We start from the raw sequence: 23766 nt of genomic DNA, 5'->3' as shown, positions 1-23766 counted from the left end.
GATGCGCCGGGGCCTGACGGGCGAGGGGCTGCCGGGCGACGGGCCGTCGGCCGGACCGGACACCGCGGGCACGCGATCCGCCGCCGCACCACACGATGCCGGCGCTCCGCGGATCGTCGGGATCGCCTGGGGGCTGCTGGTCCTCAACACGCTGGGCTCCGCCGGGGCGCAGACCATCGTCCCGCTGCCCCGCTCCCTCATCCAGATGGTCACCATGGGTTCGCTGGTCGCCGCGTTCGCGCTGGCGCTCGCCGTGAACCTCCGGTTGCGCATCCGGGCGAGCGCCTTCCTGTTCCTGCTCACGCTGTTGCTGGTGCCGAGCGTGATCTCCAGCGCGCACCTGGAGGCCGGGTTCGGGGCGCTGTTCCGCTGCACCCGGCTGGCTCTGTTCGTCGGCACGTTGTGGCTGCTCAGCCGGTGGTGGGACGGCGGCCACACGTTCGTGCGGCACCACATCCGGATGTACTTCGCGGTACTCGCGTCCGTGGCCGCCGGCCTGCTCGTCTCACCGGGGGCGGCGCTGCCCGAGCTGTACGGAGGGCGGCTGGTCGGCGCGCTGTGGCCGCTCACCCCGCCACAGATCGGACAGTACGCCGCGGTGATCATCGGGCTGACCGTGCTGCTCCTCCTGGGCCGCCGGACCGATCGGGCGAACGCGGCGTTGGTCATCGGGCCGGCGCTCGTCCTGCTCGCGCTGACCCATACCCGCACGGCCACGCTCGGCCTGCTGATCGGGCTGGTGTTGGCGATCGGCTCGCTCGCCTTGACCAGCGCCGCCGCCCGCCGGTTCTTCACCTGGGCGGTGCTGTGCTCCATCGTGGCCGCGGTGGGGTTCAACTCGGCGCTCCAGGCGTGGTTCCTGCGCGGGCAGAGCCAGGAGAACTTCTCCAACCTCACCGGTCGGGCCAAGGTCTGGGACGCCCTGCTGGCGGCCCCCCGGACGGCCTCGGAGCAGATGTTCGGCGCGGGCCTGGGCGACAAGTCGTTCGGGGGGCTGCCGATCGACAACAGCTGGCTGGCCGTCTACAACGAGCAGGGCCTGACCGGTGTCGCGCTCGTCGCGGCGATCGTCATCGTGCTGGGGGGCGTCGCGTTGCTGCGACCGCCGTCGCTCGAGCGGGCCTGTGCGCTCTTCCTGATCAGCTACTGCGCGATCGCCTCCTACACCGAGGCCGGGCTGGGCGACGCCTCGCCGTACCTGCTGCACCTGACGGTGGCCGCCTCGCTGCTGGCCTCACCCGCCGCGGCCACTCCCCTGGCGACGCCCGAAGTCGCCCGACGACGCACGCCCCGGTGGGCCCGGGAATCGGAGGTGATCTGAGCATGCACGTCCTCGTGGTGCACAACCGCTACGCCTCGGCGCAGCCCAGTGGTGAGAACAAGGTCGTCGACCAGGAGGTGGAGCTCCTGCGCGAGGCCGGCCACCGGGTCGAGGTGTTCGAGCGGCGCAGCGACGACATCGCCGCCCGGTCCCTGGTCTCCAAGGCCGCGCTGCCGTTCCTCGTGCCGTGGAACCCGGCGGTCCGCGCGGAACTCGCCGCCCGGCTCCGCGGCGAGCGGCCGGACGTGGTGCACGTCCACAACGTCTTTCCGCTCCTGTCGCCCGCGGTGCTGGCCGCCTGCGCCGACGCCGGTGTGCCCGCCGTCGCCACCTTGCACAACTACACCCAGGTCTGCCCGCCCGGCACGCTCCAGCGGGCCGGCCGGCCGTGTACCGAGTGCGTCGGGGCGGCGCCGCTGCCGGCCGTCCGCCACGGCTGCTACCGGAACTCCCGGCCGGCGACGGTGCCGCTCGCGGTGAGCCTGTCGGTCAACCGGCGGCGGTGGTGGTCCGGTGTGGAGCGGTTCTTCTGCATCTCGGGCGCGCAGCGCGACGTCCTGGTGCGGGCCGGCATGCCGGCCGATCGGCTGGTCGTGAAACACAACTTCGTGCCCGAACCGGGCACCGTCAGAACCGGCGACGGCGAGCACCTTCTCCATCTCGGCCGGCTCGCGGAGGCCAAGGGCGTACGGCTGCTCATGGCCGCCTGGGACGAGCTCGCCGCCGGCGGCGGTGTGGGCGTGCCGCTCGTGATCGCCGGCTCGGGGCCGCTGGAGCGGGAGGTGACCGCCTGGGCGGCGGGCCGGGACGACGTGCGGTACGTCGGCCTGTACGACCAGGCCCAGTGCCGGCAGGCCATCGCGCGGTCGGTCGCCGTGGTGGCTCCCTCGACGTGGCTGGAGGCGTTCGGCCTGGTGGTGGTGGAGGCGATGGCGGCGGGGGTTCCGGCCGTCGCCGCCGGTCACGGCGCCTTCGTCGAACTCGTCGAGGACGGGGTGAGCGGTCTGCTCCACCGGCCGGGCGAGCCCGCCTCGCTCGCGGCCTGCATGCGCCGGATCACGGCCGACGCGGACCGCAACCGGGCGATGGGGCGGGCCGCCCGGCGCCGTTACGAGGAGGGGTTCAGCCCGGCCGTCGGGCTGGAGCGCCTGGTGGAGGGGTACCGCACCGCGATCGCGGTGCGGTACGGCGGCGGGCAGGACGCGCCGCCGGTCGGAAAAGGAGGCTCGCCGCGGGAGACCCGCGCGGGCAGGGATGGGGGCAGTTGATGACACGATGCCGACTCTGCGGCTCGGCGACGCTGGCGAGCGTCGTCGACCTGGGGGCGACCCCGCCGTGCGAGAGCTTTCTCGCCGCGGACGAACTGGACCGGCCGGAGCCGGCGTACCCGCTGCACCTGCGGGTCTGCACCGACTGTTGGCTCGCGCAGATCCCTCCGCTGATCACGCCGGAGGAGACCTTCACGCAGTACGCGTACTTCTCCTCCTACTCGACCTCCTGGGTGGAGCACGCGCGCACCTTCGTCGCCGACGCCGTACAGCGCCTTGCCCTCGGCCCCGACGCGTTCGTGGTCGAGGTCGCGAGCAACGACGGGTACCTCCTGCGGCACATGGTGGAGCGGGGGGTCCGCTGTCTCGGCATCGAGCCGTCGGTGAACGTCGGCGCCGCGGCGCGGGAGGCGGGCGTGCCCACGCTCACGGAGTTCCTGGACCCGGCCACCGGATCGGCCGTCCGCGCCGAGCACGGTCCGGCGGACCTGGTCGTGGCCAACAACGTGTACGCGCACATCCCCGACGTGGTCGGGTTCACCCGGGGGCTGCGCGCCCTGGTCGCCGACGACGGCTGGGTCTCCGTCGAGGTGCAGCACCTGCTGTCCCTGATCGAGGAGAACCAGTACGACACGATCTACCACGAGCACTTCCAGTACTACACGGTCGCGTCCGCGATCCGGGCGCTGTCGAGCGGCGGACTCGCCCTCGTGGACGTCGAGTCGCTGCCCACGCACGGCGGCTCGATCCGGCTGTGGGCCCGGCCGACCGAGGTGGCCGGCGAGCCGACCCGGCGGGTGGCCGAGGTGTTGGACCGGGAGAAGGCCGCCGGGTTGCAGGACCTGTCCGGGTACACCGAGTTCTCCGATCGGGTGGCCAAGGTCCGCCGGGACCTCCTGCGGTTCCTCATCGACGCGGCCGAACGCGGCGAGACGGTCGTCGGCTACGGCGCCCCGGGCAAGGGCAACACCCTGCTCAACCACTGCGGCATCAGCCCCGACCTGCTCCCGTACACCGTCGACCGCAATCCCTACAAGCACGGCAGGTTCACCCCGGGCACCCGCATCCCGATCCTGTCGCCCGAGCAGATCGACATCGACCGACCGGACTACGTGCTCGTCCTCCCGTGGAACCTGCGGGACGAACTGGTCGAGCAACTGTCCTTCGTGCACGCCTGGGGCGGACGTCTGGTCTTTCCCATCCCGGAACTGAGCATCGTGGAGGTCAAGCCGTGAAGGTCGTACTGTTCTGCGGCGGTTACGGGCTGCGGATGCGCAGCGGAACCTCCGACGACGTGCCCAAGCCGATGGCGATGGTCGGCCCCCGGCCGCTGATCTGGCACGTCATGCGCTACTACGCGTACTTCGGACACACGGAGTTCATCCTGTGCCTGGGGTACGGGGCGCACCACATCAAGGACTTCTTCCTCAACTACGAGGAGACGACGTCCAACGACTTCGTGCTGCGGGGCGGGCGGACCGAGCTGTTGTCCACCGACATGGCCTCCTGGACGATCACGTTCGTACAGACGGGCATCGAGTCGCCGATCGGGGAGCGGCTGCGCCGGGTGCGGCATCACCTGGACGGCGACGAGATGTTCCTCGCCAACTACGCCGACGTACTCACCGACGCCCCGCTGCCGGAGATGATCGACTCCTTCTCGCGGCGCGACGCCGGTGCGTCGATGATGGTGGTGCCGCCGCAGTCCTCGTTCCACTGTGTGGAGTTGGGAGAGGACGGCCTGGTGGGGGGCATCACCGCGGTGAGCGACATGCCGTTGTGGGAGAACGGCGGCTACTTCGTGCTCCGCCAGGAGGTCTTCGACCACATACCGGAGAACGGTGACCTGGTCGCCGATGGATGCGGCCGGTTGGCGAAGGAGGGGCGGCTCGTGGCGCACCGGCACCGCGGCTTCTGGAAGCCCACCGACACCGTGAAGGAGCGGGCCGCGCTCGACGCCGCCTACGCCGTCGGCGACCGCCCGTGGGCCGTGTGGGAACGGGACGGCGCGGGGGCGGGCGCGACCTGCGGCAGGGGCGGCGTCCGGGCGTGGACCGCGTGATCCGGCTCGGGACCGGGCGGCTGGCCCGGATCGTCGCGGTGGGCGCGCACTGCGACGACATCGCCATCGGCGCCGGCGGCACGCTGCTCACGTTGTGCCGGGCGCGGCCGGGCCTGCGGGTCGACGTGCTGGTGCTGTCCGGCGGTGGCGGCGATCGGGAGCAGGAGGAGCAGGCCGCGCTCGCCGCCTTCTGCCCGGGCGCCGACCTGCGGCTGACCGTGCTCAAGCTGCCGGACGGGCGGCTGCCCGCGCACTGGGACGAGGCGAAGGCCGCGATCGAGGAACTGCGCGGCCGGACCGACCCGGACCTGGTGCTCGCCCCGCGTACCGATGACGCGCACCAGGATCACCGCGGGTTGGCGGGGCTGGTGACCACCGCGTACCGCGACCACCTCGTCCTCGGCTACGAGATCGTCAAGTGGGACGGCGATCTGGGCCGCCCGGCGGCCTACCAGCCGCTGTCGCCGGAGATCGCCGAACAGAAGGTGCGGCTGCTGCAGGAGCACTACCCCTCGCAGCGGCACCGGCCCTGGTACGACCGGGAGGCCTTCCTCGGGCTGGCCCGGATCCGGGGCATCGAAAGCAACGCGCGCTACGCCGAGGCGTTCGCCGTCACCAAACTCACTCTCGACCTGGGGGAATGAACCTTGCGCGTACTGCTGACCGGACACCAGGGCTACCTGGGCACCGTGATGGCCCCGGTCCTCGCGGCCGCCGGGCACGAGGTCGTCGGTCTCGACGCCGGCCTGTTCGCCGACTGCGTGCTGGGCCCGATGCCCGCGGACCCGCCGGGGTCGCGGGTGGACCTGCGCGACGTCACGGCCGACCACGTGGCCGGGGTGGACGCCGTGATCCATCTGGCCGCGCTGTCCAACGACCCGCTGGGATCGCTGGCGCCGGAGCTCACCTACGACATCAACCACCACGCCTCCGTGCGACTGGCGGAGCTGGCCCGCGGCGCCGGGGTGCGACGCTTCCTGTACGCGTCGACCTGCTCCGTCTACGGCGCCGCCGGCGGGGACGACCTGGTGACCGAGGACGCCCCGCTGCGTCCGGTGACGCCGTACGCGGAGTCCAAGGTGCGGGTGGAGGACGACCTGCACGCGCTGTCCGACGGCGACTTCAGCCCGGTGTTCATGCGCAACGCCACCGCGTTCGGCTACTCGCCCCGGCTGCGCGCCGACATCGTGCTGAACAACCTGGTGGGCCACGCGCTGCTGTCCGGTGAGGTGCTGGTGCTCTCCGACGGCACTCCCTGGCGCCCGCTGGTGCACGCCGCCGACATCGCGCGGGCCTTCGTGGCCGCGCTGACCGCGCCGCGCGAGGCGGTGCACGACCGGGCGTTCAACATCGGCAGTGAGACCAACAACGTCACGGTCGCCGAGATCGCCGAGCAGGTCGCCGAGGCGGTGGACGGCTCGAAGGTGGTGATCACCGGGGAGACCGGCGCCGACCCGCGGTCCTACCGGGTGGACTTCTCCCGGTTCCGCGCCGCCGTGCCCGGCTTCGACTGCGAGTGGACGGTGAAGCGGGGCGCGCTCGAACTCGCCGACGCCTACCGCGAACACGGGCTGACGCGGGCGGACTTCGAGCGGCGGTTCACCCGGCTGGCCGTGCTGCGCGCCGCGTCCGAGGCCGGCGCCGTCGACGACACCCTGCGGTGGCGCCGATGACCGGGGCCGGCGAGGAGATGCACGCGCTGGTGCGGCGGCTGTACCCGCTGTGCCGGAGCATCACCGGCGACGGCGTGCGCGCCACGCTGGAGATCGTCGGCGAGTACATCCCGCTCCAGGTGCACGAGGTGCCGACCGGGACGCGGGTCCTCGACTGGACGGTGCCGCAGGAGTGGAACATCCGGGACGCGTACGTCGCCGACGCCACCGGCCGCCGGGTCGTCGACTTCGCCGCGTCCAATCTGCACGTGCTGGGCTACAGCGTGCCGGTGTCGGCGACGATGCCGCTGTCCGAACTGCGGAAACACCTGCACACCCTGCCGGAGCAACCGAGTCTGGTGCCGTACCGCACCAGCTACTACACACCCGATTGGGGGTTCTGCCTGGCCCAGGAGACCCTGGACGCGCTGCCGGACGGCGACTACGAGGTGCGCGTCGACTCCACGCTCGCGGACGGCCACCTCACCTACGCCGAGCACGTGATCCCCGGACAGGTCGCCGACGAGGTGATCGTCTCCTGCCACGTGTGCCACCCGTCGTTGGCCAACGACAACCTGGCCGGGATCGCGGTGGCCACGTTCCTGGCCCGGGAGCTGTCGGAGCGGAGACCGTACTACACCTACCGGTTCCTCTTCGCGCCCGGCACCATCGGGGCGATCACCTGGCTGGCCCGCAACGCGGAGCGGATCGAACGGGTCAGGCACGGGGTGGTGTTGGCCTGCGCGGGCGACTCGGGCCGGCTGACGTACAAGCAGAGCAGGCGCGGCGACGCGGAGATCGACCGGGTGCTGCGGCACGTGCTGGCCGCCTCCGAACGCCCGCACCACATAGCCGAGTTCACTCCGTACGGCTACGACGAGCGGCAGTTCTGCTCGCCGGGGTTCGACCTCGGCGTGGGTTCGCTCAGCCGGACCCCGTACGCGGGCTACCCCGAGTACCACACCTCGGCGGACAACCCGGAATTCGTCTTCCCGGAGGCGATGGCGGACACGCTCGCCGTCTGCCGGGAGGCGTTCGCCGTGCTCGACCGCAATCGGCGCTACCTCAACCTCAGCCCCTACGGCGAGCCGCAGTTGGGGCGGCGCGGGTTGTACGCGTCGCTGGGCGGCCGCAGCGACGCGAAGCAGGCCCAGATGGCCATGCTCTGGGTGCTCAGCCTCTCCGACGGCGAGCACGGTCTGCTGGACGTCTGCGAACGGTCCGGGTTGCCGTTCGACACCGTCGTCGCCGCGGCCGACGCCCTGTGCGACGCCGGGCTGATCAAAGCGTGACACCGATGACCACCGAGGGGGAGAAGACGACGACACCGGCAGCCCGGGGCGAAGACGCCCGGCGGTCCGCCAAGCGGGCCATCGTCGGCCGGCTGTCCTGGGGGCTGGCCGACCAGGCGGCCTCCAGCATGACCAACTTCGCGGTGGGCATCTACGTGGCACGCTCACTGGGGCTGACCGCGTTCGGCGTGTTCAGCCTGGCCTGGCTGACCTACGGCGTGGTGCTCAACGTCGCGCGCGGGCTGGCCACCGACCCGCTCGTGGTCCGTTTCAGCGGCGCTCCGCAATCCTCCTGGCGGACGGCGGCGGCCCGTTCGTCGGGGGCCGCACTCAGCGTCGGCACCGTCCTCGGCGTGGTGTGTCTGCTGGTGGGGCTCGGCCTGGGCGGCAGCGTGGGTCCGGCGTTCGCCTGCCTGGGCGTCGTGCTGCCGGCGCTGTTGCTCCAGGACGCCTGGCGGTTCGCGTTCTTCGCCGCCGGCGCCGGCCACAAGGCCTTCGCCAACGACCTCGTGTGGGGCGTCGCACTCGTCCCGGCCATGGTGGTGGCGGCCCGTGTGGGCAGTGTGGCCGCTTTCGTGCTCGCCTGGGGCGCGTCCGCCGCGGTGGCCGCGGCGTACGGCTGCTTCCAGTCCGGCATGCGGCCCCGGCCGACCCGGGCGCCCGGGTGGCTCCATGAGCAGCGCGATCTCGGCTACCGGTACCTGGTCGAGAACGTCAGCCTCAGCGGCGCGAGCCAGCTGCGGGCGTACGGACTCGGTGCGATCGTCGGAGTCGGCGCGGTGGGGGCGGTCCGGGGCGCGGAACTGCTGCTCGGCCCCTTCCTCGCCCTGCTGATGGGGCTGTCGCTGGTCACCGTCGCCGAGGCGGCGCGGGTGCTGCGACAGGCCCCGCACCGGCTGGGCCCGTTCTGTCTCGCCCTGGGCGGCGGGCAGGCCGCCGCCGCGCTGCTCTGGGGCGCGGCGCTGCTGCTGGTCCCGGACCGGCTCGGCGAACTCGTACTGGGCGGCGTCTGGCATTCCGCCTCGCAACTCATCGTGCCGGCCACGCTCGGTGTCGCGGGCGCCGGCCTCGGCAGCGGCGCGGCGGCGGGACTGCGCGCGCTCGCCGCGGCGCGGCGCGGCCTGCGCTGCCAGCTGTTCGCCTCCGCCTGCTATGTCGGCGGCGGCCTCGGCGGGGCCGCCGTGGCCGGCACGGTCGGCTCGGCCTGGGGCGTCGCCGCCGCGACGGTCTGCGGCTCGGCCGTGTGGTGGCTGCACCTGCGGTCCGCCCTGCGTGAACGCCACCACGACCACCTTCGCGAAGTGAGGACATCATGACCACCCGACCTCGGCTGAGCATCGGCCTGCCCGTCCACAACGGCGAGGAGTACCTGGCGGAGTCGCTCGACGCCCTGCTCGGCCAGACCTACGAGGACTTCGAGCTGGTCGTCTCCGACAACGCCTCGACCGACGGGACCCGGGACATCTGCCGCCGGTACGCCGCCCGGGACTCACGCGTCCGGTACCTCAGGCTGCCCCGGAACGTCGGCGCGGCGCCGAACCACAACCACGTGTTCACCGAGTGCCGCGGCGAACTGTTCAAGTGGGCCTCGCACGACGACCTGTACGCCCGGGACCTGCTGCGACGCTGCGTGGAGGCGCTGGACGAGCGGCCGGACGTGATCCTCGCGCACAGCGCCCAGGCGGTCATCGACGGCGAGGGCACGGTGACGGTCCCGTACGAGTACGGGCTCGCCACCGACTCCCCCCACGCGCCGGAGCGCTTCCGCAGCCTGCTGTTCGAGCCCGGTGGCGACGACTTCTACGGAGTGGTGCGGGCGGACGTGCTGCGCCGGGTGAAGCCGCACGACAGCTACCACCACGCGGACCGCACGTTCGTCGCCGAGATCACCCTGCACGGCCCCTTCCACCAAGTGCCGGAGCTGCTGTACTTCCGCCGCGACCATCCCGCCCGCGCCGAGCGGGCGAACCCTTCCAAGCGCTCCCGGTGCGTCAATCTGGACCCGCGCCGGGCGGGCCTGCTGCACCCGACGCCCCGGCTGCTCGCCGAGTACGTCTGGGGCTTCGCCTCGGCGATCCGGCGGGCGCCGTTGTCCCCGGCCGACCGGCGCGCGTGCCACCGCCACCTGGCCGCGTGGATGACCAGCCGGTTGCGGCCGGGCGCCGGCGAGCGGGTCGAGGACCGCGCCCCGGTCGACCCGTCCCTGCTCACCGTCTCCGTCGACGCCCTCGTCGCCGGCCGCGAGGGGAGGCGGGCATGACCTCCGGAGACGGAACTCCGGTGCGCGTGGGGCTGTTCGGCCTGCTCGGCTCCGGCAATCTCGGCAACGACGGCTCGCTCGAAGCCGTCCTCGGCTACCTGCGCGCCGAGCACCCGGGGGCGGTCGTGGACGCGCTGTGCGGCGGGCCCGAGGTCGTCGCGGCCCGGTACGGCATCCCCGCGACGCGGCTGCACTGGTACCGCGGGGAGTACCGGACCGCGTCGCGTGCGGGCGCGGTCGCGGCGAAGGCACTGGGCAAGCTCGTCGACGCCCCGCGCACCGCCGCCTGGGTGCGCCGGCACGACGTGGTGATCGTTCCGGGCATGGGCGTCCTGGAGGCCACCCTGCCGCTGCGGCCGTGGGGCTTCCCGTACTCGCTGTTCCTGCTGTGCGCGACCGGCCGGCTCTTGGGCACCCGGGTCGCGCTGGTCGGCGTCGGGGCCGCCGCGATCGGCAGCCGGCCGACCCGCGCCCTCGTGCGCTGGTCGGCGCGGCTGGCCGGCTACCGGTCGTACCGGGACGCCCCGTCCCGGGACGCGATGCGGGCGATGGGCGTGGACACCACGCGCGACGAGGTCCACCCCGACCTGGCGTTCGCCCTGCCGACGCCGCGGGCGGGCGCGGCCTCGCCGGCGCCGGGCCCGGTCGCCGTCGGTGTCATGGCCTTCCACGGCGGCGACGACGACCGCGCGCGGGCCGGGGAGATCCACCGGCGCTACCTCGACGGGACGACCCGCTTCGTCCGCGCACTGGTCGAGGACGGCAGGCCGGTCCGGCTGCTCACCGGAGACGCGTGCGACGCGCCGGTGGTCACCGCGATCCTCGACGCGGTGGACTCACCCCTGGTCACCGCGGCCGAGGCGACCTCGCTGACCGACCTGATGAAGGAGATGGCGGCTGCCGACTCCGTGGTGGCGACCCGCTACCACAACCTGATCTGCGCGCTGAAGGTCGGCACGCCGACGCTCGCGCTGAGCTACGCGGCGAAGAGCGACGCGCTCATGGCCCGGATGGGGCTGGACGCCTACTGCCACCCGGCTCGCGAGGTCGACGTCGACCGGCTGCTCGAACAGTTCCGGGACCTGGAGAAGAGGTCGGCGGAGCTGCGCCGGATCCTCACCGAGCGGAACGAGGTCGCCGCCCGGCAACTCGACCGGCAGTTCACCGCCTTGACCGCGGCCGTCTTCCCGGCGGCCGACCACGCCCACGCCCTGAGGGAGACCCCATGAAGGCGACCGAGGTCCCGGCGATCGCCGGCGCGTACCTGTTCGAACCGACGCCGTACGCCGACGAGCGCGGCTTCTTCTGCCGGACCCTCGACGCCGACCTGGTGCGCTCGGTGGGCCTCGACCCGGACGCCTTCGTCCAGGACAGTGTGTCGCGCTCGGTCCGGGGCGTGCTGCGCGGCCTGCACCTGCGCTCCGGCGCGGGCGAGGCCAAGCTGGTGCGGTGCTCGTACGGGAAGATCTTCGACGTCGTCGTGGACCTGCGGCCCGACTCCCCGACCTACCGCGACCGGGCCTTCTTCGAGCTGTCCGGCGAGACGCAGGCCACCCTGTACATCCCGGCGGGGTGCGCGCACGGCTTCCAGGCGCTGACCGAGACCGCCGACACCTCGTACCGGATCGACCGGCCGCACGATCCGGCCGAGGACGTGACGATCGCCTTCGACGACCCGGAGCTGGCCATTCCCTGGCCGCTGCCGGTCGCGTCGATGTCCCGGCGGGACCGGGAGGCGCCGAGCCTCGCCGAGGTCCTCAAGCACCGGGAAGGTTGAGGTCGGCGTGCGCACAGCAGACACCGAAGACACCCAAGGCACCGAGGGCACCGAGGAGTTGCTCCTGCCTCGCTCGCGGCTGGCCAACGAGCGGCTGCACGCCCTGATCCCCGGCGGCGCGCACACCTACGCCAAGGGCGACGACCAGTACCCCGAGAACCTGGCTCCCGTCATCAGCCACGGCCGCGGTGCCCACGTGTGGGACGTCGACGGCAACCGCTACATCGAGTACGGCTCCGGCCTGCGGTCGGTCAGCCTCGGCCACGCCCACCCCCGCGTGATCGAGGCGGTACGGCGGGAACTCGACCGCGGCGGCAACTTCGTCCGGCCGTCCATCGTCGAGGTCCAGGCCGCAGAACGCTTCCTGGCCACGGTGCCGACCGCCGAGATGGTGAAGTTCGCGAAGAACGGCTCCGATGCCACCACCGCGGCGGTGCGCCTCGCCCGGGCCGTCACCGGGCGCGCGCGGGTCGCCGTCTGCGGCGACCATCCGTTCTTCTCCGTCGACGACTGGTTCATCGGCACCACGCCGATGTCCGCCGGCATTCCGGCGGCGACCAACGAACTCACCGTGGCGTTCCCCTACGGGGACCTGGCCGCCACGGAGGAGTTGCTCACCCGGTACCAGGACGAGATCGCCTGTCTGATCCTCGAGCCCGCCGGCCACACCGAGCCGCCGCCCGGCTACCTCGCGGGCCTGCGCGAGCTGGCCGACCGGCACGGCTGCGTAATGGTCTTCGACGAGATGATCACCGGCTTCCGCTGGTCCGAGGCGGGCGCCCAGGGCCTGTACGGCGTGGTCCCCGACCTCTCCACGTTCGGCAAGGCGCTGGGCAACGGATTCGCCGTCTCGGCGCTGGCCGGGCGCCGCGACCTGATGGAGCGGGGCGGACTGCGTCACTCCGGCGACCGGGTGTTCCTGTTGTCCACCACGCACGGTGCGGAAACGCACTCGCTGGCCGCCGCGATGGCCGTGCAGACCACGTACGCCGAGGAGGGGATCACCGCGCGGTTGCACGCCCTCGGCGAGCGGCTGGCCGCCGGGGTCCGCGAGGCCGCGGCATCCACGGGCGTCGGTGACCACGTCGTCGTGAAGGGTCGTGCCAGCAACCTGGTCTTCGCCACCCTCGACGAGAACCGGCAGCCGTCGCAGCGGTACCGCACCCTGTTCCTGCGCGGGCTCCTGACGGGTGGGGTGCTGGCCCCGTCGTTCGTGGTGAGCAGCGCGCTCGACGACACCGACATCGATCACACCGTCGAGGTGGTGGCGCAGGCGTGTGCGGTGTACCGGAAGGCACTGGACGCCACCGACCCCACGCCCTGGCTTGCCGGGCGACCGGTGAAACCCGTGTTCCGCCGCCTGGCATGAGGTGACTGGGCGTCAGCGTGTGTGCTGGTCAAGGGCATTGGTCGTCCGGGCGGCCCTTCGGTCGGCCGTCCGGTCGACCAGCCACGCGGTCGCCGGTACCAGCGCCAGCGCGGTGCACCAGCCGCCGAGGACGTCGGTCGGATAGTGCGCGCCCAGGGCGACCTGCGCCCAGCCCATGGCGGCGCCGGCGACCAGCGCCGCGGCGAGCACGAACAACATGCCCGCCGTCCGGCCGAGGCCGAGCCGGCCGGTCGCGAGCAACGCGAGGGCGAGGGCGAGCGCGGTGAGGAAGGCGGTGTGCCCGCTCGGGTAGGACAGGTACCCGCCGTTGATGGTGCGTCCCACCAGATGCTTGAGCAGCGTCGTCGTCACCACCGTGACGCCGGCGCCGACGACGACGAGCACCGCCGTGCGCGGACTTCGGAGCAGCAGGCAGCCCGTGACCACGGCCGCGACCAGCATCGCGGCGCCGGCGGGCTCCCCCAGGAAGTCCGTGGCCAGGGCGACGCGCCTCCATGACGGTCGCACCTCATACACCACCGAATGGATCCACGCGTCCACCGTGCCGGGCCCGCTGCGGCCCGCGTACAGGAACCCGAGGACGACGACCACCAGTGCGGCGAGGACCGCGATCAGCCCGATCCCCGCGCGGGGCGCCATGGGCAGCGCCCCGGGCGCCGGCCGGCCGGGTACACGCCCACCGCCCGGGTCCGCTCCGGCCAGACGATCCAACGCGAGCCCCCCGTCCCGTCCTTCCCGCCCACGGGCCGACCAACTGCCCTGCGGACGGCGGCTCCTGGCCTGTGCGACTCCACGACACCCTAGTCAACGACGCGGTCGCGCCGCACCACGTCACTGCGAGCGGTCGAGCACCCGGGTGAGGAAGCGCTGCGTGGCCCGCTCCCGCGGAGCGGTGAGGACTTGCTCCGCGGTGCCCTGTTCCACGATCACACCGTCCTCCAGGAAGCAGACCTGATCGGCGACCTGCCGGGCGAAGCCCATCTCGTGCGTGGCCATGAGGATGGTCAGGCCGCCCTGCTTGAGGTCCGCGACCACGTCGAGGACCTCGCCCACCAGTTCGGGGTCGAGTGCCGAGGTGATCTCGTCGAAGAGGAGCAGCTCAGGCTCGGTGGCCAGCGCCCGGGCGATCGCGGCGCGCTGTTGCTGTCCGCCGGACAGCCGGTCGGGGTGTTCGTTCGCCTTGTCGGCGAGTCCGAGCCGCGCCAGCAGTTCACGGGCCGAGTCCTCGGCCCGTTTGCGCGGGACGCCGTGGACCTGGCGCGGCGCGAGCGTGATGTTGTCCAGCACGCTCAGGTGCGGGAACAGGTTGTAGGCCTGGAAGACGATGCCGATCCGCCGGCGGGCGACGTTGGGATCCAGGCGGGGGTCGGTCAGTTCGCTGTCGCCCAGGTGGATGGTGCCGTCGTCGACGACGTCCAGCAGGTCCACGCAGCGCAGCAGCGTGGACTTGCCCGAACCCGAGCCGCCGATCAGGCAGACGACCTGGTGCTCGGCGACGTCCAGGTCGATCGAGCGCAGGACGAGACGTGACCCGTACTGCTTGCGTACGCCGCGGATCCGCAGCAACGGCCGGCTCATCGGCCCGTCTCCGCCCAGGTGCGCTGCGCGGCACGGCGCTGGAGCCGGTCGGCGAAGCGGGTCAACGGAATGGTCACCGCGATGAACAAGAGAGCCGCTCCCAGGTACGGGGTGTAGTTGAAGTCGTAGTCCGCCTTGATCTGCGCGGCCCGCAGTGCCTCCAGCGGACCGAGGACGGCGACCAGCGCGGTGTCCTTCTGCAGGGCGATGAAGTCGTTGAGCAGGGGCGGCAGGACGTTGCGCACCGCCTGTGGCAGCACCACGTGCCGCAGGGTCTGTCGTTCGCCGAGCCCCAGGGCCCGCGCGGCGTTGCGTTGTGCGGGGTGGACGGAGTTCAGTCCGGCGCGCAGCACTTCGCCGACGTAGGCGCTGTAGGAGAGCACCAGGGCGATCACTCCGAGCACCCAGGGCTGTGAGGGGGTGCCCTGCAGCCTGAGGGCCGGCAGCCCGAATCCGACGAGGAAGACCAGGAGCAGGGTGGGCACGCCGCGGAAGACGTCCACGTAGACGGTCGCGGCCAGCCTCAGCGGCGCCAGTCCGGGCGCGCGGGTCACCCGTACCAGGGCGATCAGCAACCCCAGGACCAGGATCAGCACTTCGGCGATCAGGAACATCTGGATGTTGAGCCAGAACGCCCGCAGGAGTTCGGGGAACGCGTCCCGGAACTCGGCGCCGTCCAGGAACAGGCCGTGGACGCGCTCCCAGCCCGGCGAGGCGACCGCGGCGGCCGCCATCCCCACGAGGCAGAGCACGGTGCACAGGGCGGCGATCCAGGTGTGGCGTCGTTTGCGGGAGCGGCGGTACCGCTCCCGCTCCAGCTCGCGTTCGCTCGGTCGGTGGGTGTCGTTCGGCGGTGCGGCCGGCTCGTGCCGCGCGGCCGTCTTCACGAGGTCCACGGTCGGCCCGCTACGGCTTCAGCTCGGGGACGTTCGCCGAGGCGGACAGCCATTGCGACGTGAGCTTGGCGAGCGTGCCGTCGGCCTTGAGGGCGCCGAGGGCCTGGTTCACGCAGGGGGTGTACGCGCTGCCCTTGGGCAGGAGCAGGCCGAACTCCTCGGGGGTTCCGCCCGCGTAGCCGAACTGGCCGACGATCTTGGCGTTGTCCAGCTCCGAGCCGGCGAGGTAGAACACGGTCGGCAGGTCGGTGACGATCGCGTCGATCTGGCCGTTCTTCAGTGCGTTGACCTCGTCGTTGGTGGTGTTGAAGACGCTCGGCAGGCGTGCGGGCTTGAGCTGGTCGCGTACCGCCTGGTAGCTGGTGGTGGCGACCTGGACGCCGATTCTGGCGTCCTTCAGCTGCCCCAGCGAAGTGGCCTTCGCGTAACCGGAATCGTCGAGCGTCAGGACGGCCTGGTCGGCCGTGTAGTAGCTGGTCGAGAAGTCCACGGCCTTCGCGCGCTGCGGGGTGATGGAGATCTGGTTGATGTCGAAGTCGAAGTTCTTCGCCCCGGGCGCGTAGGAATGGGCGAACGGTTCGACGACCCACTTCACCTGGTCCCGGTCGAAGCCGAGCTTTCCGGCCACCGCGTAGGCGACCGCGCTTTCGAAGCCCTTCCCGTTGGCGGGCGTGTTGCTGTCGAACCAGGGCGCGTAGGCCGGGGAATCGGTCGCGACGGTCAACTGCCCGCTCTTGTGGAGGCCGGGGCCGGCGGTGGTGCAGGTGGGGCCGGCGGATCCGGCCGCGCCGGCAGGGCCTTCCGGCTGGGGTGCGCAGGCGGCGGCGGTCAGGAGGACGGCGACGGCGGAAGCCGCGAGGGTGGTGCGGGTGCGGGACATCAGGGGTCCTTCGAAGGGGTCCGAAACGGGGGGTTGGAGACGGGCCGACGCCGTGCGCTCAGCGACACAGGTCAGCGGCGCAGCGCACGTTGTCGACGTGGCGACGGCGTACCAGCGGGAGGGTTCCGGACATGCGTTTCAGCATTCCGGGCGGTGCGGCGCGGTGTCAATCTCGCCGGCCACCGCGGGGGGACGCACTGATCACATGTCAGCCGGCGAGACGGAACACCTGATCGCCCTGGCGCAGGCCGAACAGCTCGGCTGCCGAGCCACCGCGAACGACCAGCTCGGCGAAACCGATCCCGGAACTTCCGACGGTGATCCCGGGCTCACCGAGCGGGACGTCGGGCAGCCGGTCGTAACATCGCACCCGGACGCCGCGGCCGTCGCGCCGACTGTGGACGGTGAGCCCGTCCGCACCGTCGTAGCCGGGCAGTTCGACGGCGGGGCGGTCCAACTTGCAGTTGCCGAAGTTGTCCACGACGGCGACCCGCACCTCCTCCTCGGCGGGCGGCCGCACCGCCAGCGGCCGCGCGGGAACGGGGCGGGCGTCCGCCAGCCAGCGGGCCAGCAGCGGCACGTACCAGAGACTGCGGAACTGGGTCCGTACGATCTCCTCGACCTCGGCGTCCGCCAGCTCCGCCCAACCGGCGGCAGCGGCCTCCAGCACCTCACGGACGTCGGTGACCTGGACCTCCTCCAGGCCCAGGTAGGTCACCAGCGGGGCGAGGACGCGGTGGTTCACGGTGCTGATGACCAGGTGCTGCCCGTGGCGGAAGTAGCAGAACGGCACGCCGTTGGGCCAGTGTCCGTCCCGCGGGGCGATGTTGACCATGACGACCACCGGCCGGGTCGGTCCGCCGGTCAGGTCCGTGGAACGCAGCAGGTCGAGCAGGGTGAGGGCGGCGGCGCCCTCCGGGTCCGGTCCGCCGAGCGGCAGGACCGTCGGCGTGGCGCCGAAGAGGGTGGCGATCCGGGCGGACTGACGGGCCAGCGCGTTGGGATCGGCGCAGTCGGTGAGAGCGACGACTGGCAGGTGGGACATGACGGGCACTTCGCCTTCTGTCGGTGACGGGCGGGTCGGGTGGCGGGGGCGGGGAGCGGGGGCGGCGGATCTACCGGCCGGGGGCGACCGCGTCCGGGGCCCGGGACCGGTCCGGGCAACAAAAAACGGACCCTCCGTTTCCGGAGGGTCCGTCGCAGCTGGTGCGCACACGGCTTCGCTAGCGAAGCGCCTCCGGGGGCGGGGGCATCATTCGCATCATGGCGAGGGTGGTGGTGTGCTGCATGGACGGGACTGTAGCAGCAGGTGGGAGCGTCGGGAACGACCGTCCGGCACGTGAACACCGCGCAGCGGCCGGCCGGATCACCCCACCGGCGCCTACTGCCGAGTAGCCCCCGCTCGCGCCGAACCGCCGGGGCCGCCGACCTCCGAGACCCCCGCGTTCCCGCGATCCGTCACGGAGTGCGAGCGGTGCGTCACCGCCGGCGCTGTGGCGTCCGGGCACACAGGAGGGGGCCCGATTGTGAGGACCACCCACATGTACCGCCGACCTGCCGACTTCTACGTTGTGCCGACACCGTACGTCCCCACAGGCCCCTGGAAGTGGTGCACATGGTCTCCCCCGCAGCGGCTCCGCAGGCCCGGTCCGGCATCAGAAAGATCGTCGCGGCCAGCCTGATCGGCACCACCATCGAGTGGTACGACTTCTTCCTCTACGGAAGCGCCGCCGCCCTCGTCTTCAACAAGCTCTTCTTCCCCACCGCGGACCCGCTGACCGGAACGCTGATCGCGTTCGTCACCTACGCCATCGGTTTCCTCGCGCGGCCGCTCGGCGGGGTCGTCTTCGGGCACTTCGGCGACAAGGTCGGACGCAAGAAGCTGCTCGTGCTCAGCCTGCTCCTGATGGGCGGGGCCACCTTCGCCATGGGGCTGTTGCCCACGTACGCGACCATCGGGGTCGGTGCGCCCGTCCTGCTCACCCTCCTGCGGCTCGTGCAGGGCTTCGCGTTGGGCGGCGAGTGGGGCGGTGCCGTGCTGATCGTCTCCGAGCACGGCGGCGACGAGCACCGCGGTTTCTGGGCGTCGTGGCCGCAGTCGGGGGCGCCCGGCGGGAACCTGTTGGCCACCGGCGTGCTGGCGCTGCTCGCCTCCGTGCAGTCCGAGGCGGCCTTCCTCGCCTGGGGTTGGCGGATCCCGTTCCTCCTGTCGGGGGTGCTGGTGATCGCCGGTCTGTGGATCCGCATCTCGGTTTCCGAGTCCCCGGTCTTCCTCGCCGCGCAGGCGAAGGCCGCGGCCGAGGCCCGGGTGTCCGGCGCGGTCGCGGAGACGGCCCCCGTGGTCGAGGTGTTCCGCAGGAGTTGGCGCGAGGTCCTCACGGCGATCGGGACCCGGTTCGGCGAGAACATCTCGTACTACGTCCTGACCTCCTTCCTCCTGGTCTACGTGACCACTCACCTCGGGTTGCCCAAGGGCACGGCGTTGAGCGCCGTGCTGATCGGCTCCGCCGTCCACTTCGTCACCATCCCCGCGTGGGGCGCGCTGTCGGACCGTGTCGGGCGTCGGCCGGTGACGTTGGTCGGCTCGGTGGGAATGGCCCTGTGGGCGTTCGCCTTCTTCGCCCTGGTGGACTCCCGGTCGTTCCTGGTGATCACGGTGGCGGTGACGGTCGGCCTGCTGCTGCACGGCGCGATGTACGGCCCGCAGGCCGCCTTCATCTCGGAGATGTTCGACACCAAGGTCCGCTATTCCGGCGCCTCGATGGGCTCCCAACTCGCCTCGATCGTCGCGGGGGCGCTGGCTCCGATCATCGCCGTCGAGCTCCTGAAGGACTACGACTCCTCGCTGCCGGTCTCCGTGTACCTGTGCGCGGCCGCCGCCGTCACCACCCTCACCGTGGCCCTCGCCAAGGAGACCCGGGGCCGGGACCTCGCGACACCCGCCGGCGGCCGCGCACCGGAGCAGCCGCGCCCGCCCGCCCGGGCCGGCCGGCCCTCCGACGTCGCCTGAGGGGGCGGGCGTCCGCCTCCGAGCTGCCAGCATGGGCTCCGTGACCGACCCGACCAGCCACGACGCGACCGAACCCGCCACCACCGGCCCCGCCCCCGCCGGCGCCACCACCACCGACCCCGCCGCCGCGGCCCTGGGCGGGCTACTGTGCCTGCTGGCCGAGGGGGCGCCCGCCGAGCGCCTGACCACGGCGGCCGCGCGGGCCCGCGCCGAGGGCGCCTCAGCCGCGGAGGCGGCCCTCGTCGAGGAGGCCACCCGGGCCGCACTGGACATCCGGCGCACACTCGACCAGCACCGGCGCCGGGAGGCCGAACTGACGGCGCTGTTCGACACGGCCGGCGACCTGGCGGCCCTGCGCGACCTGGATTCCGTACTGCGGGCGATCGTCCGGCGGGCCCGCACCCTGTTGGGTACCGACGTCGCCTACCTCACCCTCAACGACCCGGCCGCCGGGGACACGTTCATGCGGGTCACCGACGGTTCGGTGTCGGCCGCCTTCCAGCAGTTGCGGCTCGGCATGGGCGAGGGGCTGGGCGGGCTGGTGGCGCAGACCGCCCGGCCCTACGCGAGCAGCGACTACCGCGCCGACGGCCGCTTCCGGCATACACGGGCCATCGACCGCGGCGTCGGCGAGGAGGGGCTGCGGGGCATCCTCGGCGTCCCCCTGCGGGTCGGCACGCGGGTGATCGGGGTGCTGTACGCGGCGGACCGGGCGGTCCGCGCCTTCGCCCCCGACGCCGTGGCCCTGCTGTCCTCGCTCGCCGACCACGCGGCCGTGGCCATCGACGGCGCCCGACTTTTGGAGGAGACGCGCGCCGCGCTCGTCGATCTGAACCGGGCGAACGAGACGGTCCGCGCGCACAGCGAGGCGATGCGGCTGGCCACCGAGACCCACGACCGGCTCACCGAACTGGTCCTGCGCGGCGGCGAGATCGAGGATCTCGCCCGGGAGGTCGCGGCCCTGCTGGGCGGCGGCATCGTCATCCACGATGTCGACGGAACGGAACTCGCGCGCGTCGCCTCCGAACCGATCGCCCCGCCCGTACGGGGCGCCGCGGAGTCCCGCTCGGGCGGCCGGGCCGTCCCGGTGGACGGGACCTGGGTGTGGGCGGTGTTGGCCGGGCCCGAACTCCTGGGCAGCATCGCCCTCACCGGGCGGCCCCCGCTCACCGAGTCCGAGCGGCGACTGTTCGAGCGCGCCGGGCTGGTCACCGCCCTGCTGTTGCTGCTCCGACGCTCCATAGCGCAGGCCGAGGACCGGGTGCGCGGCGAACTCCTCGGCGATCTGCTGGCGCCGGAGGGCGGTGAGGGGGCGCGCGATGCCGGGAGTCTGACCCTGCGGGCCCGCAGGCTGGGCCTCGACCTGGCCCGACCGCACTCGGTCCTGGTGCTGCACTGCGAAGAGGCGGTACGGGTCCGCCTGGCCGCGGAGGCGGCCCGCCGGGCGCGTTCCCTGCGGGGGCTCTCGGGGGTGTACCAGGGACACGTGGTGCTGGTCGCACCCGCCACCGAGCCGGACGGCCGGCCCGGTCCGGTCGCCCGGTCCCTGGCCGTGGAGCTGGGTCGCGCCCTGGAGAGCCCGGTGACGGTGGGCGCGGCCGGTCCCGCGGCTCGACCGGGCGGGTTGTCGGCCGCCCACGCCGAGGCCCTGCGCTGCGTGGAGGCCCTGCACGCGCTGGGGCGCACCGGCCACGGCGCCGCCCTGCCCGATCTGGGATTCCTCGGGGTCCTGCTCGGCGACCGGGCCGACGTGGGCGGGTACGTCGAGCGGGTGCTGGGGCCGGTCATCGCGTACGACCGCCGGCGCGGCACCGAACTCGTGCGGACCCTCGACGCGTACTACACCCACGGCGGGAGCCTGTCCAAGGCGAGGGATTCCCTGCACGTCCACGTGAACACGGTCGTGCAGCGGCTGGAGCGGATCCGTCGCCTCCTCGGCGACGACTGGAACTCCCCCGCATCCGCCCTGGAGCTCCAACTCGCGCTGCGCCTGCACGGGTTGACGGAGAGGTGACGGAGAGGTGGCGGAGACCTTCCACACCTCCGCCGCCTCCGGCCGCCCTAAGGCGTCTCCGCCAGCCCCTGCGGCAGTCGCCCGGTGTGCAGCACCCCCAGGGTCTGGGTGGCACGGGTGAGGGCCACGTACAGGTCGCTCGGCTGGTGGTCCGCCGGCTCCACGACGATCACCGTGTCGAACTCCAGGCCCTTGGCCTGGCGGGGCTCCAGCAGCACGACCGCGCGGGTCAGGTCCGGTTCCCCGCCGACCCGTACGCCGGGCAGCGCGCCCGCGAGTTCCTCGTGCAGCGGACGCGGGGCGATCACCGCGAGCCGACCCTCGGCGGGCGCGGCGACGCGCACCGCCTCCGCGACGGCGCCGGGCAGGTCGTCCGTGGCCCGCACCCAGGGGCGTACCCCGGTGGAACGCACGGAACTGGGCGGTTCGAAGCCGGGGTGGCGGGCCCTGAGCACGGCGGCCGCGAGGTCCATGATCTCCGCGGGCGTGCGGTAGTTGACCCCGAGGCGCACCAGTTCCCAGCGGTTCTCCACGTACGGGTCCAGGATCTGCTCCCACGAGCCGCAGCCCGCCTCGTCGCCGGTCTGCGCCGGGTCCCCGACGAGGGTCATGGAGCGCGTCGGGCAGCGCCGCATGAGCAACCGCCAGGCCATCGCGGAGAGTTCCTGCGCCTCGTCCACGATGACGTGCCCGAAGGCCCAGGTGCGGTCGGCGGCGGCCCGCTCCGCCGCGCTGCGATGGTCGGCTTCCTCGTGGCGCTCCGCCATCCGTTCCGCGTCGATGAGGTCGTGCGCGGCGAGGAACTCGTTCTCCGTGTCCTCGAACTCGTACGACTCGGAACCGAGCGAGAGGTCCAGGACGCCCTGGGCGTAGGCGATGCGCTCCAGTCGCTCCCGTTCCTCGGCGGCGCGGCGCGCGCTGTCGTCGACGCCGAGGAGTTCGGCCGCCTCGTCGAGCAGCGGGACGTCCGCCGGCGTCCAGTCGTCCGTGGTGCGGCGGATCAGCTCGGCGTCCCGTTCGGGGAGGTGTTCGGGGTCCGCCAGGAACTCGGAGATCAGCCGGTGGGGGGTGAGCGAGGGCCAGAGCGTGTCGATGGCCGCGTGCACCTCGGCGCTGGTCGCGATCTCCTTGCCGAGCTGCGCGACGTCGTCGGGGCCGAGCAGGTTGGGACCGCCGTACGGGTCGGCTCCGAGGCGGTCCGCGAGCTGCTCGGTCAGCGCGTCGATGACACGGAACGCGAAGTAGGGCCGGGCCAGGTTGTGCGGAAGCCCGGTGGCGCGGGCCCGGTCCCGGGCCTCGTGCGCCATGGTGCGGTCGAGCAGCAGCGTCCCGTAGTCGTCGTGGTCGATCTCCAGGGCGGGTTCGGGAACCACGTCGGCGTCCTCGCCCGCCCCGGCGGGTACGGACTCCGGCAGCGCCTGCCGGTCCGCCACGACACGGGCGAGGACCTCGGCCATCCGGGCGTCGCCCTTGACGGCGGCGGCGCCGGGGCGGTCGATGCCGGTGGCGTGGACGCCGGGGTACAGCTCGCCCGGGGTGGCCAGCAGGACGCCGGTCTCGCCGAGGGAGGGGAGCACCTCCCCGATGTAGCCGAGGAAGGCGGGATTGGGGCCGACGATGAGGACGCCGCGCTTGGCGAGCACCTCGCGGTGCGCGTAGAGGAGGTAGGCGGCGCGGTGCAGTGCGACGGCCGTCTTCCCGGTACCCGGGCCGCCCTCCACCACGAGCACCCCGTGGTGGGAGGAGCGGATGATCCGGTCCTGCTCGGCCTGGATGGTCCGCACGATGTCGTGCATGCGGCCGGTCCTGGCCGCGTCGAGCGCGGCGAGCAGCACGGCGTCCGCGTCGGCTCCCTCGTGGCCGGTGCGCTCGGTGTCGGCGAGGTCGAGGATCTCGTCGTGCAGCGCGACGACCTCCCGACCCCGGGTGGTGAGGTGGCGGCGCCGGCGCAGGCCCATCGGCACGTGCCCGGTCGCGAGGTAGAACGGGCGCGCGACATCGGCACGCCAGTCGAGCACGAGGGGGGTGCGCTCGCTGTCGTCCTGCCTGATTCCGATACGGCCGATGTGGTGGTCCCGGCCGTCGGAGAACTCCAGGCGGCCGAAACAGAGGCCGTTTTCCCCCGAGTCCAGAGCGGAAAGGAGACCGGACTGCTCGGCGACCAGCACATCCCGCTCCAACCGCGCCTGGAACCCGGTCCCGACGTCGGCCAAGGCGCCGCTCACGGCACGTTCGGCCTGGTCGCGCAGGTCGTCGAGGCGGTGATAGAGCCGGTCGATGAATTGCTGCTCGATCCGGAATTCTTCGGTTGACAATTCCACTCCTGACGCGGTACGATGCTCTCGTAAGGCTGTTTCATGTCCGTA

At 72.7% G+C, this 23766-nt stretch carries 20 protein-coding genes; 14 read left to right on the top strand and 6 right to left on the bottom strand.

The window, feature by feature from the left end; translation table 11 throughout:
* Window position 1: 1 nt before the first annotated feature.
* From ACIRO3_RS20040 to ACIRO3_RS19985, 12 genes are read left to right on the top strand one after another with little or no spacing between them, the layout of a single operon-like run.
* Window positions 2-1321: an O-antigen ligase domain-containing protein gene (locus ACIRO3_RS20040; protein WP_404138453.1), complete on the top strand. Its 1320-nt coding sequence runs from the start codon at window positions 2-4 to the stop codon at window positions 1319-1321.
* Between the two features lie 2 nt (window positions 1322-1323).
* Entirely contained in the window at window positions 1324-2589 is a 1266-nt protein-coding gene (locus tag ACIRO3_RS20035; RefSeq protein ID WP_404138450.1) for a glycosyltransferase, read from the top strand.
* Window positions 2589-3824 (top strand): class I SAM-dependent methyltransferase, encoded by a 1236-nt coding sequence (locus ACIRO3_RS20030; RefSeq protein ID WP_404138447.1) that lies wholly within the window; start codon window positions 2589-2591, stop codon window positions 3822-3824. The genes ACIRO3_RS20035 and ACIRO3_RS20030 overlap by 1 nt, the downstream gene beginning before the upstream one ends.
* Window positions 3821-4651, top strand: a complete 831-nt coding sequence (locus tag ACIRO3_RS20025; RefSeq protein WP_404138444.1) for a glucose-1-phosphate cytidylyltransferase — start codon at window positions 3821-3823, stop codon at window positions 4649-4651. The genes ACIRO3_RS20030 and ACIRO3_RS20025 overlap by 4 nt, the downstream gene beginning before the upstream one ends.
* Window positions 4648-5295, top strand: coding sequence for a PIG-L deacetylase family protein (locus ACIRO3_RS20020; protein ID WP_404138517.1), 648 nt, complete (start codon window positions 4648-4650; stop codon window positions 5293-5295). Before ACIRO3_RS20025 ends, ACIRO3_RS20020 begins: the two co-directional genes overlap by 4 nt.
* 3 nt (window positions 5296-5298) lie before the next feature.
* Entirely contained in the window at window positions 5299-6324 is a 1026-nt protein-coding gene (locus ACIRO3_RS20015) for an NAD-dependent epimerase/dehydratase family protein (protein ID WP_404138441.1), read from the top strand.
* Window positions 6312-7595: a DUF4910 domain-containing protein gene (locus ACIRO3_RS20010; RefSeq protein WP_404138438.1), complete on the top strand. Its 1284-nt coding sequence runs from the start codon at window positions 6312-6314 to the stop codon at window positions 7593-7595. Before ACIRO3_RS20015 ends, ACIRO3_RS20010 begins: the two co-directional genes overlap by 13 nt.
* A gap of 5 nt (window positions 7596-7600) precedes the next feature.
* Window positions 7601-8911 (top strand): hypothetical protein, encoded by a 1311-nt coding sequence (locus tag ACIRO3_RS20005; RefSeq protein WP_404138436.1) that lies wholly within the window; start codon window positions 7601-7603, stop codon window positions 8909-8911.
* On the top strand, window positions 8908-9855 hold the full coding sequence (locus ACIRO3_RS20000; protein ID WP_404138433.1) for a glycosyltransferase family 2 protein: 948 nt from the start codon (window positions 8908-8910) through the stop codon (window positions 9853-9855). The genes ACIRO3_RS20005 and ACIRO3_RS20000 overlap by 4 nt, the downstream gene beginning before the upstream one ends.
* The gene (locus tag ACIRO3_RS19995) at window positions 9852-11084 is read left to right on the top strand and encodes a polysaccharide pyruvyl transferase family protein (RefSeq protein WP_404138430.1); all 1233 of its coding nucleotides are present in this window, start codon (window positions 9852-9854) and stop codon (window positions 11082-11084) included. Before ACIRO3_RS20000 ends, ACIRO3_RS19995 begins: the two co-directional genes overlap by 4 nt.
* Window positions 11081-11632, top strand: coding sequence for a dTDP-4-dehydrorhamnose 3,5-epimerase family protein (locus ACIRO3_RS19990; protein ID WP_404138426.1), 552 nt, complete (start codon window positions 11081-11083; stop codon window positions 11630-11632). Before ACIRO3_RS19995 ends, ACIRO3_RS19990 begins: the two co-directional genes overlap by 4 nt.
* A gap of 7 nt (window positions 11633-11639) precedes the next feature.
* Window positions 11640-13001 carry a glutamate-1-semialdehyde 2,1-aminomutase gene (locus ACIRO3_RS19985; protein ID WP_404138423.1) on the top strand — a complete coding sequence of 454 codons (1362 nt, stop codon included), beginning with the start codon at window positions 11640-11642 and terminating at the stop codon, window positions 12999-13001.
* 12 nt (window positions 13002-13013) lie between these two features.
* Here ACIRO3_RS19985 and ACIRO3_RS19980 read toward each other — a convergent pair whose 3' ends face one another.
* The 5 genes from ACIRO3_RS19980 to ACIRO3_RS19960 all read right to left on the bottom strand — a co-directional run bounded on the left by ACIRO3_RS19980 (window position 13014) and on the right by ACIRO3_RS19960 (window position 17421).
* Window positions 13014-13661, bottom strand: a complete 648-nt coding sequence (locus ACIRO3_RS19980) for a phosphatase PAP2 family protein (protein WP_404138420.1) — start codon at window positions 13659-13661, stop codon at window positions 13014-13016.
* 192 nt (window positions 13662-13853) lie between these two features.
* Complete coding sequence (locus ACIRO3_RS19975; RefSeq protein ID WP_361782326.1) at window positions 13854-14600, bottom strand: amino acid ABC transporter ATP-binding protein; 747 nt, start codon at window positions 14598-14600, stop codon at window positions 13854-13856.
* Entirely contained in the window at window positions 14597-15496 is a 900-nt protein-coding gene (locus ACIRO3_RS19970) for an amino acid ABC transporter permease (RefSeq protein WP_404138416.1), read from the bottom strand. Before ACIRO3_RS19970 ends, ACIRO3_RS19975 begins: the two co-directional genes overlap by 4 nt.
* 10 nt (window positions 15497-15506) lie before the next feature.
* Window positions 15507-16376, bottom strand: coding sequence for an ABC transporter substrate-binding protein (locus tag ACIRO3_RS19965; RefSeq protein ID WP_361782320.1), 870 nt, complete (start codon window positions 16374-16376; stop codon window positions 15507-15509).
* A 208-nt stretch (window positions 16377-16584) separates the two neighbouring features.
* Complete coding sequence (locus ACIRO3_RS19960; protein WP_361782317.1) at window positions 16585-17421, bottom strand: SAM hydroxide adenosyltransferase; 837 nt, start codon at window positions 17419-17421, stop codon at window positions 16585-16587.
* 570 nt (window positions 17422-17991) lie between these two features.
* On the opposite strand from ACIRO3_RS19960, the gene ACIRO3_RS19955 reads away from it, so the two are divergent.
* Both ACIRO3_RS19955 and ACIRO3_RS19950 read left to right on the top strand, forming a co-directional pair.
* Window positions 17992-19386: an MFS transporter gene (locus ACIRO3_RS19955; protein WP_404138413.1), complete on the top strand. Its 1395-nt coding sequence runs from the start codon at window positions 17992-17994 to the stop codon at window positions 19384-19386.
* Window positions 19387-19417: 31 nt separating this feature from the next.
* Complete coding sequence (locus ACIRO3_RS19950; protein ID WP_404138410.1) at window positions 19418-21400, top strand: helix-turn-helix domain-containing protein; 1983 nt, start codon at window positions 19418-19420, stop codon at window positions 21398-21400.
* Between the two features lie 47 nt (window positions 21401-21447).
* On the opposite strand, the gene ACIRO3_RS19945 is transcribed toward ACIRO3_RS19950, so the two are convergent.
* Window positions 21448-23715, bottom strand: a complete 2268-nt coding sequence (locus ACIRO3_RS19945) for a HelD family protein (RefSeq protein ID WP_404138408.1) — start codon at window positions 23713-23715, stop codon at window positions 21448-21450.
* Window positions 23716-23766: the final 51 nt, after the last annotated feature.

The organism is Streptomyces sp. NPDC102278 (assembly GCF_044766345.1).
Taxonomy (GTDB): domain Bacteria; phylum Actinomycetota; class Actinomycetes; order Streptomycetales; family Streptomycetaceae; genus Streptomyces.
This window is presented reverse-complemented; position numbering and strand designations above follow the sequence as displayed.

Bases quoted from the DNA above. Each gene is read 5' to 3' on its own strand.
- ACIRO3_RS20040 (WP_404138453.1), top strand. From the start codon at position 2: ATGCGCCGGGGCCTGACGGGCGAGGGGCTGCCGGGCGACGGGCCGTCG.
- ACIRO3_RS20035 (WP_404138450.1), top strand. From the start codon at position 1,324: ATGCACGTCCTCGTGGTGCACAACCGCTACGCCTCGGCGCAGCCCAGT.
- ACIRO3_RS20030 (WP_404138447.1), top strand. From the start codon at position 2,589: ATGACACGATGCCGACTCTGCGGCTCGGCGACGCTGGCGAGCGTCGTC.
- ACIRO3_RS20005 (WP_404138436.1), top strand. From the start codon at position 7,601: ATGACCACCGAGGGGGAGAAGACGACGACACCGGCAGCCCGGGGCGAA.
- ACIRO3_RS20000 (WP_404138433.1), top strand. From the start codon at position 8,908: ATGACCACCCGACCTCGGCTGAGCATCGGCCTGCCCGTCCACAACGGC.
- ACIRO3_RS19995 (WP_404138430.1), top strand. From the start codon at position 9,852: ATGACCTCCGGAGACGGAACTCCGGTGCGCGTGGGGCTGTTCGGCCTG.
- ACIRO3_RS19990 (WP_404138426.1), top strand. From the start codon at position 11,081: ATGAAGGCGACCGAGGTCCCGGCGATCGCCGGCGCGTACCTGTTCGAA.
- ACIRO3_RS19980 (WP_404138420.1), bottom strand. From the start codon at position 13,661: ATGGCGCCCCGCGCGGGGATCGGGCTGATCGCGGTCCTCGCCGCACTG.
- ACIRO3_RS19975 (WP_361782326.1), bottom strand. From the start codon at position 14,600: ATGAGCCGGCCGTTGCTGCGGATCCGCGGCGTACGCAAGCAGTACGGG.
- ACIRO3_RS19965 (WP_361782320.1), bottom strand. From the start codon at position 16,376: ATGTCCCGCACCCGCACCACCCTCGCGGCTTCCGCCGTCGCCGTCCTC.
- ACIRO3_RS19960 (WP_361782317.1), bottom strand. From the start codon at position 17,421: ATGTCCCACCTGCCAGTCGTCGCTCTCACCGACTGCGCCGATCCCAAC.
- ACIRO3_RS19955 (WP_404138413.1), top strand. From the start codon at position 17,992: ATGGTCTCCCCCGCAGCGGCTCCGCAGGCCCGGTCCGGCATCAGAAAG.
- ACIRO3_RS19950 (WP_404138410.1), top strand. From the start codon at position 19,418: ATGGGCTCCGTGACCGACCCGACCAGCCACGACGCGACCGAACCCGCC.